The organism is Micromonospora sp. NPDC048868, from assembly GCF_043198195.1.
Classification (GTDB): Bacteria; Actinomycetota; Actinomycetes; order Mycobacteriales; family Micromonosporaceae; genus Micromonospora; species Micromonospora reichwaldensis.
Window position 1 is genome coordinate 29,962 of the sequence record NZ_JBICUN010000005.1, and the last position, 14,886, is coordinate 44,847.

The window sequence follows — 14,886 nt, forward strand, 5'->3', positions numbered from 1 at the left end:
CCGAACCGCCGCGCGCCCCGCCCGCCGAGCCGCGCTCACCGGATCACCAGGGCGTCGAGGTAGCCGGCCAGGTTGCGGCGGATCTCGGCGACCGAGTCGCCGCCGAACTTCTCGGTGGCGGCCTCCGCCAGCACCAGCGCCACCATCGCCTCGGCGACGACGGCGGCGGCGGGCACGGCGCACACGTCCGAGCGCTGGTTGATCGCGGTGGCCGGCTCGCCGGTGGTGACGTCCACCGTCGCCAGGGCCCGGTTCAGCGACGAGATCGGCTTCATGGCGGCCTTCACGCGCAGCGGCTCGCCGGTGGTGATGCCGCCCTCCAGCCCGCCGGCCCGGTCGGTGACCCGACGTACGCCGGTGGCGGTGGGGATGATCTCGTCGTGCGCCTCGGAACCACGGGAGCGCGCCTGCTGCCAACCGTCGCCGATCTCCACGCCCTTGATGGCCTGGATCGACATCAGGGCGGTCGCGAGCCGGGCGTCGAGCTTGCGGTCCCACTGCACGTGGCTGCCCAGGCCCGGCGGCACCCCGTACGCCAGCACCTCGACCACGCCACCCAGGGTGTCGGCGGCCTTCTTCGCGGCGTCGACCTCGGCGACCATCCGGGCGCTGGCCTCCGGGTCGAGGCAGCGCAGCGGGTCCGCGTCGATGCGGTCGGCGTCGGCGGGCGTGGGGCGCAGCCCCGGCTTGGCGGCGACCGGGCCCAGCTCCACCACGTGCGAGACGATCTCGATGCCGAGGGCCTGCCGGAGCAGTGCCTTGGCGACCGTGCCGACGGCGACCCGGGCGGCGGTCTCCCGCGCGCTGGCCCGCTCCAGGATCGGCCGGGCGTCGGTGTGGCCGTACTTCTGCATGCCGGCCAGGTCGGCGTGCCCCGGGCGGGGGCGGGTGAGCGGCGCGTTGCGGGCCTGGCTGGCCAGTTCCTCCGCGTCGACCGGGTCGGCGGCCATCACGGTGCGCCACTTGGGCCACTCGGAGTTGCCGACGCGGATCGCGACGGGGCTGCCGAGGGTCGCCCCGTGCCGCAGCCCGCCGATGACCTCCACCTCGTCCTGCTCGAACGACATCCGCGCGCCCCGGCCGTAGCCGAGCCGGCGCCGGGCCAGCTCACCGGCGATGTCCCCGGTGGTCACCTCGACGCCGGCGGGCACGCCCTCCATCATCGCGACGAGGGCGGGACCGTGCGATTCCCCTGCAGTCAACCAGCGCAACACAGCGGTCAGTCTGTCACGCCCGGTGGCCGCCGCCATGCGGTGCCCGCCGCGTCCCGCCCTGCGGACGCGGCACGGCCCGCCGCGACCGCCGGGCTGGCCCGCCGCCCGGCCTCCGCCGCTTCCGGCGGCTCCGGGCCTGTCACCTCCGATAGCGCTGTGCCACTGCCGCGAAGGCGGCCTTGGGCTCCCATTCCATGTCGGGGTAGGTCTGCCCACGGCGTCCTTCGAGGAGCTTGACGATGCCCAGGCTGGCCCGGTCCAGGTCGTCCCTGGGGTCGCCGTCCGGGCGGTGCGGGTAGCCGGGCAGGGCGAACAGGAACACGAACGCGCTGTCCACGCCCTCGGTCTCGAAGATCTCCAGCAGCTCGCTCAGATATGCGGCCTGGCCGGCCTCGTCCCGCTCGTGTACGCCGTTGAGCCGTACCGGGGCCCTGGTCTCCGGGTCGTGCTCGACCACTTCCAGTACCCGCCCGCCGCGGTCTCCCGCGCCGCGGTAGGCCGCGGTGCCGAACCCGGTGATGGCGAGCGGCTTCGGGCCCTGGGCCAGGGTGCGCACCGCGTCCCGGAACCGGTCGGCGACCTCGGCGGAGCGGATCAGCTCGAACGCCACGATGTCGAAGGGGGTCCAGTCGACCTGCTCGAACTGGATGGACGCATAGGTGAGCCTGCCCTGGAAGCGCTCGCGGACCGTGGCCGCCGCGTCGCGGAGGAACGCGTTGATGTGCACCCCGAGTTCGCGGATGGCTTCGGCCCGCCGTTCGGGTCGGCTCATCAGCCGCGCGACCCGATCCTCGGGGCTCTCGCCGGGCAGGAACCCACGGTTCATCACGCTCAGCTCGACCCCTGCGACGAACACGACCGCGGCCCCCTGCTGCCGGAGCCGTTCCGCCCGCTCGGCGCAGTCGCGGAAGAGCGTGAGGATCTGCTCCGGATCCAGCTCCAGCGGATAGGGCGAGAACCAGACCTCCAGGCCGAGTTCGGCGGCGGCGCCGGCGGCCAGCTCCAGTCGATCCGGGTCGCCGCCGATGATCTGGACCGCGTTGCAGTGCAGGTCGTCGCGGATGATGGCGAGCTCGCGCCGGACCACCGCAGGATCGAAGTGTTCGCGGGACGTCTGGCCGTGCACGACGAATCCGGTGTCGTAGGTCATTCCTCTTGCGCGCATGGCGGCGTCCTCTCCGTCGGTCCCGGTCGGGTCGAGACTGACAGCAAAAGTGCGCGCACGCAAGTTTACGTACGCGCAACTTTGCGCGTACGTAGTCCTGCATGGGACGCTGACACCGTGACGACGCCACCACCGGGGCTGCGGGAGCGGAAGAAGCAGGCCACCCGCGAGGCGCTACGCGAGGCGGCCCTGCGCCTGGCCGTGCAGCACGGACCGGACCAGGTGCGGGTCGAGGACATCGCCGAGGCGGCCGGGGTCTCGCCGCGCACCTACAACAACTACTTCGCCAGCCGGGAGCAGGCGATCGTCTCCGCCGTCACCGCGGACCGGGAGGCGCGGATCGCGGCGGCGGTCACGGCCCGGCCCGCAGGAGCGCGCCTGGCCGACGTCGTCACCGAGGCAGTGGTCGAGCAGTACGCGAACACCGGCGAGCACGAACGCCACGTGCTGCTGTTGATCACCACCCGGACCGCGCTGCGCGACGCGTTCCTCGACACCACCACCGGCATCGAGCCCCCGCTCACGGCAGCGATCGCCGAACGCCTGGGTGACGCCGGAGCGCACACGGCCCGCGTTCTCGCGGCAAGCGTGGCCGCGGCGGTGCGGATCGCACTGGAGGGCTGGCTCCAGCCGGCCGGGAACGCGGGGGCCGCCGAGGGCTTCGGAGCCGGAGGACTGGTCGTGCCCTCCGGCTCGCTGCCCGACCAGCTCCGCGCGGCGCTGGCCCCGCTCGCGCCCGCGTTCGACGCCGCGGAGCGACGCACCGTGCCCTGACCGCGCGCTCAGATGCCCCGGCCGCGTTTGTGCAGGGTACGCAGCACCGCGTCGGCGCGGACCATCCGCCCGGCCACGGCGAGGGCCAGGTACGCCCTCGGCTCGCGCGGGTTGCGCCGGATGGTGTGCCGGGCCCAGCGCATCGCGCCCCGCCGGTCGCCGGACGCGGCGCGGGCGAAGGCGATCTGCCCGGTGACCCGCGCCTCACCGGCCGGCTGCGTGCCGAACTCGGGGTAGCGCTCCAGCAGCCACTGCAACGCCTCGGAGATGGTGTCCCAGCGCTGCGCGAAGTAGGACCGCTTGTGCCAGCGCACCAGCACGTACGGCGTGCGCAGGTTGACCAGCGGCGCGCTGCGGGCGGCCCGGAGCAGGAACTCGTAGTCCTCCGCGTAGCTGCCCGGGATCTCCTCGTCGACCAGCCCGAACCCGTCGCGCAGCGCGGCGGCGCGGATCAGGAAGGTCGACGGGTGCAGCTCCGTCATCCGGTCCCGCAGCAGGTCGGCCAGGGTGACCGAGTCCTTCGGCAGCGCCCGGTCGACGGTGTGCCCGTCGTAGCTGACCCGGATGCCGCAGCTGACGAACTCCGCGTCGGGGTGGGCGGCGAGCGCCTCGACCTGGGCCCGCAGCTTGCCTGGCAGCCACTCGTCGTCGTCGTCGCAGAACGCGACGAGCTCGCCGGTGGCGGCCAGGACGCCCGAGTTGCGGGCGCCGGCCAGGCCGGGGGCGCGCTCGTTGCGGATGACCCGGACCAGCCGGTCCGGGCGGGACAGCTCGGCCAGCGAGGCGTCCGGCTCGGACTGGTCGTAGACCACCACCACCTCGATCGGCCCGGGGTGGTCCTGGTCGAGGATGGCGCGTACGGCGGCCCGGAGCAGTTCCGGGCGGTCCCGGGTGGGCACCACCGCGCTCACGCTCGGGTGTTCGGTCATCGCCGCTCTCCGTTCCGGGCCGGCCGTGCCCACGGCCGCCACCTCGTCCGCTGCCGTCGTCCGGTCGACGCGGCCACCAGGTCCTCCACGATCCGTCCCACCTGCTCGACCGCCGCGCGGCGCGCCCGGGACGCGTCCGGGTCGGCCGCGACGGCGAACCGCGACGGGTCGGCGAGGCCGGCGGTGAGCGCCTCGAACAGCGCCTCCCGGGTCTCGGCCAGCGCCACCATGCCGGCCGCGCCCAGGCGACGGGCGAACAACTGCTGGTGGTCGTCGACGTGTTCGCCCCGGGTCGGGTCCCGTGGGACGACGATCGGCAGGTGCCCGTGCCGGCGGGCCTCCAGGATGGTGGCCGGGCCGCCGTGGCAGACCACGAGGTCGGCCTCGGCCATCGCCGTCTGCAGCTCGTCGTGACCGAGGAAGGGCATCGCCCCGGGCACCCCGGGGGCCCGGGTGTGTCCGTGCTGGACGGTCAGCCCGACGCCCTCGGCGACGGCGGGATGCCACTCCTCCAGCCAGCCGACCAGGCGGTCGAACGGGTGTTTGTCGGTGCCGACGGCGACCAGCAGCCGGGCCTGCGCGAGGCCGCCGGAGTCGCGCGGCCGGGGCAGCCGGGTGGCGGGCGCAGGCCGGGGACGGCCGGGGGCGACGCGGTGCGCGGGGGTGGTTCCGGTGCTCTCGGCGCTCACAGCAGGGTCCCCACGACGGTGGCCTCCGGGTACTGCCGGCGCTGCTCGTCCCACTGCACGAGCATCGCGGAGAGGAAGGGCCGGCAGAGCCGGGCGGTCAGGGTCGGGGTGTCGATGCGGTCGTACACCTCGATGTAGACGGTCGGCACGCCCCGGAGCCGGGCCAGCACCACGAACGGGACGGCCACGCCGGCGCCGGTGGTCACCACCGCGGCGACCCGGCGCGACCGCAGCACCCGCCAGGCGAGTACGGCGTTGCGCAGCAGGTTCGGCACGTTGCGGGTGGTCGGGTGGTGCGCCGGGACGAGTTCCTCGCCAGCCAGCAGCGAGAGCGCCTCGGGTGTGTCGAAGGTGACCCAGCACCGCCGCCAGCGTTCGTACCACGGGCGCAGGGCGAGCAGTTGGGCCAGATGGCCGCCGCTGGAGCCCACCAGGAGCAGGAATCCGGGCTCGCCGGCATCCTCGGTCGTCGTTTCCACGCGACTCCCCACAAGTTCGCTTGGATGTTCGGTGGTCGCCACGCGACAGCAGATCACACGTCCCCCGGCTGGTGAAATAGGGCGACCGGGCGACAGATCGATCTCCGCGGGTGACGGATCGGGTGCGCCGCGGCGACCATCGGTATCGACGATCGTCACGACCTGGAGTTTCTTCGTCACTATCCGGAGTCGACGGTGCCCCTCAGGTCCCGGCGATTTCGGTGGATCAGCCGCTATGTCGTTTCTCGATGACGTCCAGCAGGGCGGGATGCAGCGCCGCGTTCCAGCCGGCGCCCGCGTCGGCGAGGCGCCAGGTGCGCAGCCACATCTCCAGCAGGTAGGCGTCGGCCACCAGCCGCCGGGCCGCCGGCCCGAGCCCGAGGTCGGTGCCGTACCGGTCGAGGTGGGCGTCGACGGCCCGCGCCGCCGCCGCGGCCGGCTCGCCCCGCAGCACCAGGGCCCGCTGGAACGCGTCGTGCGCCAGGTCGAAGCCGAGCGGCACGTCCGGCCCGCTGTGCTCCCAGTCCCAGGCGACGAGGCGGCCGGCGTGCACGCCGAGGTTCCAGGGCACCCAGTCGCCGTGCCAGTGCCCGAACTCGACGGTCGTGCCGCCGTGCCTGTCGGTCAGGGCGGCGACGGCGGCGACCGCCCGGGCCCCGTCCGGCGTGCCGGCGGCGGCGCGCCCGGCGTCGGCGGCACGCCGGGCCAGGAACGCCGACCCGGCCAGGGGGCGCGGTGGCGCCGGCGGGCGGCCCCGGCGGGCCACGGCCAGCAGGGCCGCGATCCGCGGCGCCTCGCCGGCCGACACGCCCCGCACGGCCGGTGGCAGCGGCTCGACCAGCGCGACGACCTGCCCGGCGGCCGTCGTCTCGGCCAGCAGCCGGGGCGCCGCCGGGTGGTCGGGCACGCCGGTCACCGCCGGCAACTCCCGCAGGGCCGCCGCCTCGGCGGTCACCAGCGCCCGGGTGGCCCCGTTCCAGCCGATCTTCGCGTAGCCGAGGGCCCGGCCGTCCGGGGCGAACAGTTGCAGGGTGGGCTTGTGGTTCGGGTCCGGCGGGCGGACCCCGCAGGCCGCGTACACCGCCGGTCTCCCGAGCGCGGCGCCCAGCCGCCCGGCCAGCAGCGCCTCGTCGGCCGCGACGCCCTCGGGCAGCGACACCGTCAGCCGGGGGAACGGGGCCAGGTCGACCGCGCCGACCCGCGCCAGCGTGCCGAGCCCGGCCCGCACGGCCCGCACCTTCGGCGGGCGCAGCGCGTTGTACGCCAGCAGCGAGGCGGCCGTGGCCCGGGGCGCGCCGAGCGGCAGCAGGAAGCGGGCCCGGGCGAGCGACGGGACGACGGCGTACCGGGCGACGGCGCGGTGCCCGGGCGGCGGCGGGGCGCCCACGGTCAGGGCGATCCGCTCGTCGCCGAACACCGCCCGGGTGACCCAGCCCAGCCCGTCGGTGCGCGTGCGGGGGTCGGCGGCGGTGGCCCGCGCCGTCACGGGGCCTGGTCCGGCCAGTCGAGCTCCAGCCCCAACCGCTGCCGCAACGCGTCGTTGTACGGGCGGTAGTACTCGGTCAGCTCGGCGCGCACCGCCGGCTCCAGCGGCGACGAACGGCGGTCGTTGTAGACCTTGAAGTCGGGCAGGTCGTGCGGGGGCAGGCCGAGGAAGTCCAGCGTCCGGCGGTAGGTGGACCGGGCGTCGCGGTAGAGGTCCTCGCTGGGCAGAAAGAGGATCTGCTCCCGGTCGAAGCGCTCCAGCCACGGCTCCAGGTGCTCCAGGTAGCGGCCCCGGGCCCGGTAGGTGTACCAGTCGTACGGCTCGCTGAAGTACTCCGGCTCGGCGATCAGCCGCTCCCGCTCCCCCGCCGTGCGCTCCTGCTCGGCGGCGAGCGCGGCGGCGAAGTCGAGCGGCTCGATGCCGTGCGTGCGCCGCTCCTTCCAGTGCGAGTACGCCCGCTCCACCGGGTCGCGCAGCAGCACGATCAGCCGCACCGACGGCATCAGCGCCGCGACCCGCTGCGCCGCGAGGGGGTGGAACATGTACAGCGGCGCCGCCTCGCCGACGCGTACCGGCCCGCCGTGCCGCTTCTCCAGCGCCTCCCGGTGGCGCTGGGTGGGAAAGTGCGAGCGGTACCAGGCCTCGCCCCGACGCCAGTGCTCCTCGAAGTAGTGCGAGGACTTGGTGTTCCAGGCCGGGAAGAGCCGGGGCACCAGCGGGTGCTGGATCAGGTAGTTCCACAGCGAGGTGGTGCCGCCCCGCTTGGTGCCGATGATGAGGAAGTCCGGCAGTGGTCGCCGGTCGCTGGTCCGTACCCCGTAGTCGACGAGCGACTCCCGCACCCGCTCCGTCACCTGGGTCGGTACGAGCTGCTTCACCCGGTCTCGGATGGACGGCACGACGAACCTCACCTGCCCTTCGATTCCTCCGGGGCGCGCCCGGTGGCGGCCGGGGCCGCCTCCTGCCGCCCACGAACCTGCACCATGGTCACCCGGATGCGGTGCCGCACCCGGGGCAACGTCAACAAGCCGACGCAGCCGGCGGCCAGCACGCCCAGGGCCACGGCCAGGCCGCCGATCCCCCGGCCGCCGGCCAGCACCCCGATCGTCGCCGCGGCCCCCACCCCGGCGACGGTGGCCGCCCCGGCCCGCAGCATCGCCGCGTCGACAAGCGGCTGGCCGACCACGGCCCGGGCGCAGCCGACCGCCGTGAGGTTCTCGGTGGCGATGCCGAGCGCCCAGGCCAGCGCCGCCCCCGTCGCGCCGTGCGCCGGAATCAGCCACAGCCCGAGGGAGACCGTGACCAGCAGCCCGGCCAGCGTGGCGGCCAGGTGCAGCCCGCTGCGCCCGCCCATCAGCAGCAGGCTCTGCACGTTGCCGACCCCGGTGTTGACAAGCATGGCCAGCGCGAGCACGGTCATCGCGGGGGCGCCGGCGGTGAACTCGGGCCCGAAGAGCTGGAGGAAGGCCAGCCCGAAGACGGCGAGCAGCAGGTAGACCGGCCAGGACAGCACCAGCCCCCACGTGGTCAACTGCCGGTGCACGGCCGCCGCCGCGGCCCGGTCCCCGCGCCCGAGCAGCCGGGACAGCTGCGGTGACACCGCCACCCGCAGCCCCTGCATGGCCAGTTGGCCGGCGAGGATGTAGCGCCCGACCGCGCCGAACACGCCGGCGTCGGCCGGCCCGGCGAGCACCGACGTGAGCAGCACGCCCACCCACATGTTGCCGGCGTCGATGGCGGCCGACGCGGCCCTCGGCAGCGCGAAGCGCCAGAACGCCGACCAGTCGCCGGGGGCGGGTCGCAGCGCCGCGCCCCGGCCGACGCCGAGCGGGCCGGCCACCAGCGTCAGGCAGGCCAGCAGGGCGAGCGCCGCCGGCACCAGCCAGCCGGTCATGCCGGCCAGCAGGCCACCGCCGGCCAGGGCCGCCGCGCCGACCAGCACGGGCCGGGCCACCGGCAGCAGGAAGAACTGCACCCCGACGTACGCCCGGATCGGGCGCACGCAGCGCAGCGCCGCGAGCAGCAGCGTCATCGCCACCACCACCGGCACCGCGACGAAGCTGGCCGTCAGCAGGGCCGCGCCGTCGACGCCGGAGCCGCCGAGCAGGCGCGGGGCGAGCGCGTCGGCGGCGAGCACCCCGGCCACGGCGACGGCGACCGCGGCCAGCAGCGGCGGGATCAGCGCCACCCGGAGCACCCGGGCGGCGTCGCCCCGCGCGCCGAGGCGCCGGCGGGGCAGCGCCCACATCAGCCCGGTCTCGGCGCCGAGGGTGCACACGGCGGTGGCGACGGTGACCACACCGATCGCGGCGAAGAAAGCCCCGGAGCCGACCGTGCCGTAGCCGCGGGTGATGACCACCGCGAGCAGGAAGCCGAAGAGGCCGCTGGTGGCCGCGCCGACCAGCCCGGCCACGCCGCTGCGGACGCTGCGGCGGGTCTCCGTGTCGTCGCCGGTCGGCGCACCGCCCGGGCCCGACTCGGCGGGTGCGGCGGCCGGTTGGGGGCCGGACGGCGGGCGGGTGGCGGCGGTCATGCGGGCACCGCCTTCGGGCGCGGGATGCGGGGGCGGTGCAGTCGGGCCACCGTCTCCCGCTCGGTGAGCGCCATCGCGAAGGCGACCGCGAAGAAGGCGACCGCGAGGTTCTGGTTGGCCATGCCGTAGAAGGGGATCTGCACCAGGCAGACCACCGGCACCACGGCCAGCCACTGCCCGGCGGCGGACGTGGCGCGGGCGCAGATCAGCGCGGCGACCACGAACCAGGCGAGGAAGCACAGCAGAGCGGGGACGCCGTGGCTGAACAGCACCATCCACAACTGCCCCTGGGTGCCGATCGGCGCCTCGGCGCTGACGGTGTCGACGTTCACCGGCGCGCCGTAGCCGAGCCAGGGCGACTCCCGTACCCGCCGGATCACCTCCACGTAGAGGGAGAGCCGGTCGGTGTTGGTGTCGCTGGACTCGACCCGGTTGCCGATCAGCTGGGTGACCGGGATGAACAGGGTGACGAGGCCACCGGTGACCACCACCCCGACGATCGACGCGGCCACCCGGACGTTGCCGCGCAGCGCCGCCCGGACGCCGAGCACCGCCAGCCCGGCGCCGAGGCTGAGGAACATCGCCCGGTTGAGCGTGAGGAAGGCCGGCGCCAGCGACAGCGGCAGCGACGCCAGCAGCGCCCAGCGCAGCACGCCGCGCCGGCGCAGCATGGTGAAGGCCACCACGCAGGGCAGCGTCATCGCGTACGCGCTGCCGTAGTTGTTGGTGTACGCGAACGGCGCGGCCGGCCGGTAGATCGGGTTCAACGACCGGGCGCTGTACTCCGCGGTGGTGAGGTGGACCATGTCCTGGATGAACGGGGTGTTGGCCACCCCGCCCGGCAGCAGCACCTCCACCGGGGTGGTCAGCGCGAACCGGGGGGCCAGCACGCCCAGCCAGCCCAGCGCGACCAGCGCGAACCAGAAGGCGCAGAGCGGAACGAGGACGGCGGCCTGGTCGGGGCGTTCCCGGGCGACCGCGTAGACGTAGACGCCCACCACGAGCGCGGTGAGGTAGAAGGCGAGCCGCAGGGCGAACGTCAGCACCGAGGCCGGCGAATGCAACTGGGTGGCGCTGACCACCACGATGGCAAGGAACAGCAGCCAGATCCCGGCGGCCGGGGGCAGCGGCACCCGGCCCCGGATGAACAGCAGCGCGAACAGCAGGGCCCCGAGCAGGGGCCACCCGAGGTAGAACGCCCCGGCCAGCCACCACACCGGCACCAGGCCGAACATCAACGCCAGCGGCCAGAGCGGCAACCGTGGCGGGGGCGGCGGCTGCGGCAGCGACGCGGCGGCGCCCGGGCCGCCGCCCGGCTCGGTCGTGGCCGGCGCGCGGGTGACCGGCACGGATCAGCCCCGGCCGCAGCGCGTCAACACGAAGCCGAGCGGGGTGACCCCGGCGGCGCGCAGCCGCTCCACGAGGCGGCGCAGGTCGCCCTGCCGGGTCCGGTCCTGTTCGACCACCACGACCGCCGTGCCCTGCCGGGCGACGGCCACCCCGCGCTCGTCGGACTCCGCCGGCGGGGCGTTGAACAGCACCAGGCTGTGGTCGGCGCCCTGCCGCCAGATGCCGAACCGGACGCTGCCCGCGCCCACGGTCACCGGGTCGGTGCTCGACGCCTTGCCGTTGCTGCCGGCCGCCGTCGAGGTGACCCGGGGCAGGGTCAGCGTGGCGTCCGGGTCGGTGGACGGGCGGGCGCCGATCGGGTGCGGCGACGGGCGCCGGGCCTCGGCCGGTTCCGTGGTGCCGCCGCTCTTGCCGTCCGTCGTCGAGCCGGCCGGCCGGGGCTTCGGGACGAGCGGGCGGGACGGGTCCGCTGCGGCGGGCAGCCGCTCCCGGTCGGCGAGCACGGTGCTGCGCAGCCGGTCGGCGCGCCCGCTGTCGTCGGCGACGAAGACCTCCCGGCCGACGGCCGCCAGCGCCACCGCCAGCCCGGCGGTGATGGCCGTCGGGTCCTCCTCGCGGGCGGTCAGCAGCGACACCCGGGCGGGCTGGCGCACCCGCTCGGCGATGGCCATCGCCACGTACCGGATGTCGGCGTCGACCGCCTCCTTGCCGCCGCGCCACCGGCGGCTGCGGACCGTGCCGAGCAGCGGGAGCCCGGTGGCGTCCCGGCCGTCGTCGACCGACCGGATCCGCCGGTCCATCGACTCCCAGGCGTACGCCAGCACCACGCCGAGCAGCGTCCCGCCGAGCAGACCGGCGAGCAGGTAGAGCGGGCGGTTGCCGGCGGAGGAGGCCAGGGCCCGCTCGGCGGTCTGGGTGACCCAGCCGGGGTTGACGTCGACGGCGGCGATCTCGGTGCGGGCGGCGTTGAGCTGGGTGAGCTGGTTGTTGATGCCGGTCAGCTCGGTCACCGCGGCGTCGACGGCGCCCTCCCGGGCGTTGTTGACCCGCTTCTGGAGGGCGGCCTGCTGGGCGGCGACCTTGGCGATGCTCTCGTCGTACGAGCGCAGCATCTCCTCGCGCTGCTTCTCGTACATCGTGCGGCGCACGTCGAGGTAGGCCTGGGCGGCGAGGTTGACGCCCTCGACCGCCTGCTCCGCCGTGGGGGCCTGGTAGACGAAGCGCAGGATCTGCCCGCCGGTGGGCACCTCGACCTCGAGTGCGTCGCGCACCTCGCGCGGGTCCATGTTGCCCGAGTCGGCCAGCCGCTGCACCACGTCGGTGCCCGTGGCGATGCCGCTCTCCACGTTCATGTTCACCGCCCGGTCGGCGGCGGCCCCGCTGGGCGTGAACGCGTCGGTGACGACGGGACGCACCGCCACGACCGCGCTGGCGGACACGGCGGCCGGTACGAGCACCACGTAGCCGATCGCGGCGAGCAGGCCGATCGCGGCGACGGCCCCGACGAGCCGGATCCGGTGCAGCGGGACGCGCAGCAGGTCGGTCAGCGTGACGGTGCGGCCCGGTGTGCCGCCACCGCTGGCGGGGACGTCCGTGGCCCAGGTACCGGGGGAAGCGTCAGTCATTGAACTTCTTCACCGTCTGTTGTGGATTTCCAGCGACCACGACCCGCGGCGGCACGTCCGTACGGACCACCGTGGCGGCGCCCACGACACTGTCCCGGCCGATCCGCACGCCCTTCATCACCAGGGCGTGCGCCCCGATCCACACGTTGTCCTCGATCGTGATCGGGGCGCGGGTGGCCGGGACGGGCGGGTCGTGCCGCTGCTCGGGAGGCAGGTTGTGGAAGTCGTTGTCCAGCAGCTCGCAGTCCGAGAGCAGGCACCGGTCGCCGATGGTGACCGACGTCCAGGTGCCGATCCAGGTGGCGTTCAACAGGCAGTCGGCGCCGACCCGCACCTCGCCGGGACCGGCGAAGCGGACCAGCTTGTTGATCCGGGTGCGGTCACCGATGCTCACCCGTACGCCCCGGCGCAGCCGGATCCGGCCGCGGATCTCCACGCCCCGACCCAGCGTCAGGCGGGGATAGCGCAGCGTGTACCAGCGGCGCTTGACCGCGAAGACGACCCGTACCGCGAGCCCTCTGCGGTTGCCACCCGAGCCGACCAACGATCCTCCCCACGTCGTGCGGGCCGGCGACGGCTGATCCGTCGCCGGCCCAACGTGAACAATCTACCGATGTTCCGTTACGAACAGTCGACCGTCACTGCACGGAGAAGAAGGTCGACGGCGTTGACCACGTCACGCCGGCGGTCGCCGGGACCACCGTCGCCGTCGTTCCGTCGACCGCCGGGGCGGCCGTCGGGTCGAACGGCACGCTGCGCAGCGTTCCGTCGGTGGCACCGTACACGACCCGGCCGGCGACCCAGGCCATGCCCCGCACGGCCGACCAGGTGACTCCGGTGGTGGGCAGCGTGAACTCGGTGGCGCCGAGGTAGTTGCCGTCGATCTCGAAGTAGCGGTAGTAGAGGCCGGTGGCGCCCGAGCGGGTGTAGTAGAGGCGCCCGTCGAGGTAGAACGCGCCGGTCATCAGCGCCGGGTTGAACCAGTCGTTGTAGCCGGACGCCTCCCACGGGGCGCCGATCGCGCCGCCGTTGAACAGCGAGATGTCGATCCGGCTGCCCGTGGGGGTGCCGGCGACGGTGTGCGACCAGTAGATCCGGTCGTCCACCCGCCAGGTCGCGCCGGCCGCCGTGTAGTTGGGCTGGCTGACCGTGCTCGGGGTGCCCAGGCTGGTCCCGTCGAACGGCACCTTGGCCAGCTCGCCCGCGCCGGTGCCGACGTAGAGGTTGCCGGTGGTCGCGGTCGGCGCGTTCTTCGGGGTGATGGTGCGCCCGCCGGTCAGCGGGAACATTCCGAGCCGGCCGTGGTACTCGTTGCCCATGCCGTCGGAGTTGTGGCCGAAGTAGAGGCCGTCGCTGCCGCGCCAGAGCACCGGCACGGAGGAGCCCCAGTTGCTGGTGCCGGCCGGCATCGACGCGCTGCCGCTGCGGCGGGGGTTCCAGTTGACCGGCATGCCGGTCGCCGGGGTGACCGCGGCGATGCCGAGCCGGTCGATCGCGCCCTTGCCGGCGGTGTCGCTGGCGTTCGGGTTGTTCAGCCAGCGGAAGTGCCCGCCGAGGTAGATGACGTTGTCGGCGACCTCGACGGAGGTGATGGTGTCGTTGCCGGTGTAGTCGACCCAGGTGCCGAGCTGCCCGGTGCCCCGGGCGGCGGTCTCGAAGCGCACCAGCGCGTCGCAGTACGCGGCCGGCCAGCCCGAGCCGCCGTTGGTGCCGACGACGAACCAGCTGCCGTCGCCGCCGAACTTGACGTCCTGCACGTAGTGCACGAAGGTCGCCGGCGACGCGCACGGCGGCACGAACTTCTCCGTGCTCCAGTCCAGCAACGCCGGGGTGCCGGTGAGGTCGACAAGCGCCATCTGGTTGCGCGGCAGGTCGTTGACGAGCGTGAAGTTGCCGCCGACGGCCAGGGTGCCGCCGTCCGGGGCGACGTCGATCGTCCACACGTACGAGGTGGTCCCGTGGCGCCCGACGGTCGCGTCGACGTTGAAGGTCGGGTCGATCGCCCCGGTCGTGGCGTTGAGCCGGCCGAGCCCGGCGTGCGCGGTGCCGTTGAGCCAGTTGAACGCCCCGGCCACGTAGAGCCAGTTGCCGTGCAGCGCCAGGTCGCGCACGGTGCCGCCGTCGGAGCGGCCGACCCAGCTGTCGACGATCGCGCCCGTGGCGGGGTCGAGCGCCACCAGGTTCTTGCGGGAGACGCCGTTGACGTTCTTGAAGGTGCCGCCGACGATCAGCGTGCCGCCGGGCCCGGCGACAAGCGTGTTGACCGCGCCGTCCAGCACCGGCAGGAAGCTGGTCGAGATCGTGCCGGTGGCCCGGTCGTACGCGAAGAGGTAACGCTGGGTGGTCCACGCCGCGCTGGCGGTCTGCCGGATCTGGGTGAAGCTGCCGCCGACGAACACGGTGGAGCCGACCTGCGCGAAGGCGCGGGTCTCGCCGTCCCTGGCGTGCGGTGTGGCGTCGGCCGGATTGGCCGAGACCAGGGTCGCCGGTTCGGGCGCCGGCACCAGGGCGGCGGAGGTCCCGGTGGGGACGGCCAGCACGGCGGCGGCGGTCACGAGTGCGACCACCCCCGCCCGGGTGCGGAGTCCGGCGGTTCGCCGAGAGAGCGGGATGTCGGGCACGCTACGCCTCCATGTCGGGAG

13 protein-coding genes are annotated in these 14,886 nt (G+C 74.6%); 1 reads left to right on the forward strand and 12 read right to left on the reverse strand.

Annotated elements, in window-relative coordinates:
- Positions 1-35 precede the first annotated feature (35 nt).
- Both aroC and ACGFNF_RS09620 read right to left on the reverse strand, forming a co-directional pair.
- Positions 36-1,214 (reverse strand): chorismate synthase, encoded by a 1,179-nt coding sequence (gene aroC / locus ACGFNF_RS09615; protein ID WP_311414440.1) that lies wholly within the window; start codon positions 1,212-1,214, stop codon positions 36-38.
- A gap of 139 nt (positions 1,215-1,353) precedes the next feature.
- Positions 1,354-2,379 (reverse strand): hypothetical protein, encoded by a 1,026-nt coding sequence (locus tag ACGFNF_RS09620; RefSeq protein WP_393166922.1) that lies wholly within the window; start codon positions 2,377-2,379, stop codon positions 1,354-1,356.
- A 117-nt stretch (positions 2,380-2,496) separates the two neighbouring features.
- Between ACGFNF_RS09620 and ACGFNF_RS09625 the strand changes: the two genes are divergently transcribed.
- Positions 2,497-3,153 carry a TetR/AcrR family transcriptional regulator gene (locus tag ACGFNF_RS09625; protein ID WP_393166925.1) on the forward strand — a complete coding sequence of 219 codons (657 nt, stop codon included), beginning with the start codon at positions 2,497-2,499 and terminating at the stop codon, positions 3,151-3,153.
- Between the two features lie 8 nt (positions 3,154-3,161).
- On the opposite strand, the gene ACGFNF_RS09630 is transcribed toward ACGFNF_RS09625, so the two are convergent.
- The 10 genes from ACGFNF_RS09630 to ACGFNF_RS09675 all read right to left on the reverse strand — a co-directional run bounded on the left by ACGFNF_RS09630 (position 3,162) and on the right by ACGFNF_RS09675 (position 14,811).
- On the reverse strand, positions 3,162-4,082 hold the full coding sequence (locus ACGFNF_RS09630; protein ID WP_151457204.1) for a glycosyltransferase family 2 protein: 921 nt from the start codon (positions 4,080-4,082) through the stop codon (positions 3,162-3,164).
- The gene (locus ACGFNF_RS09635; protein WP_357579347.1) at positions 4,079-4,693 is read right to left on the reverse strand and encodes a glycosyltransferase; all 615 of its coding nucleotides are present in this window, start codon (positions 4,691-4,693) and stop codon (positions 4,079-4,081) included. Before ACGFNF_RS09635 ends, ACGFNF_RS09630 begins: the two co-directional genes overlap by 4 nt.
- Positions 4,694-4,767: 74 nt before the next feature.
- Positions 4,768-5,250, reverse strand: coding sequence for a UDP-N-acetylglucosamine--LPS N-acetylglucosamine transferase (locus tag ACGFNF_RS09640; protein ID WP_357579322.1), 483 nt, complete (start codon positions 5,248-5,250; stop codon positions 4,768-4,770).
- A gap of 226 nt (positions 5,251-5,476) precedes the next feature.
- A complete protein-coding gene (locus ACGFNF_RS09645) occupies positions 5,477-6,736 on the reverse strand; it encodes a hypothetical protein (protein WP_393166927.1) in 1,260 nt (419 codons plus the stop codon).
- Positions 6,733-7,635 carry a sulfotransferase domain-containing protein gene (locus ACGFNF_RS09650; RefSeq protein ID WP_358120811.1) on the reverse strand — a complete coding sequence of 301 codons (903 nt, stop codon included), beginning with the start codon at positions 7,633-7,635 and terminating at the stop codon, positions 6,733-6,735. The genes ACGFNF_RS09645 and ACGFNF_RS09650 overlap by 4 nt, the downstream gene beginning before the upstream one ends.
- Before the next feature lie 8 nt (positions 7,636-7,643).
- Positions 7,644-9,269, reverse strand: a complete 1,626-nt coding sequence (locus tag ACGFNF_RS09655; RefSeq protein ID WP_393166930.1) for a lipopolysaccharide biosynthesis protein — start codon at positions 9,267-9,269, stop codon at positions 7,644-7,646.
- Positions 9,266-10,504, reverse strand: coding sequence for an O-antigen ligase family protein (locus tag ACGFNF_RS09660; protein ID WP_393167330.1), 1,239 nt, complete (start codon positions 10,502-10,504; stop codon positions 9,266-9,268). Before ACGFNF_RS09660 ends, ACGFNF_RS09655 begins: the two co-directional genes overlap by 4 nt.
- Before the next feature lie 117 nt (positions 10,505-10,621).
- Positions 10,622-12,244: a lipopolysaccharide biosynthesis protein gene (locus ACGFNF_RS09665; RefSeq protein WP_393166933.1), complete on the reverse strand. Its 1,623-nt coding sequence runs from the start codon at positions 12,242-12,244 to the stop codon at positions 10,622-10,624.
- Positions 12,237-12,788, reverse strand: coding sequence for an acyltransferase (locus tag ACGFNF_RS09670; RefSeq protein WP_357580632.1), 552 nt, complete (start codon positions 12,786-12,788; stop codon positions 12,237-12,239). The genes ACGFNF_RS09665 and ACGFNF_RS09670 overlap by 8 nt, the downstream gene beginning before the upstream one ends.
- A gap of 94 nt (positions 12,789-12,882) precedes the next feature.
- Positions 12,883-14,811, reverse strand: coding sequence for a hypothetical protein (locus tag ACGFNF_RS09675; protein ID WP_393166936.1), 1,929 nt, complete (start codon positions 14,809-14,811; stop codon positions 12,883-12,885).
- Between the last annotated feature and the right edge of the window lie 75 nt (positions 14,812-14,886).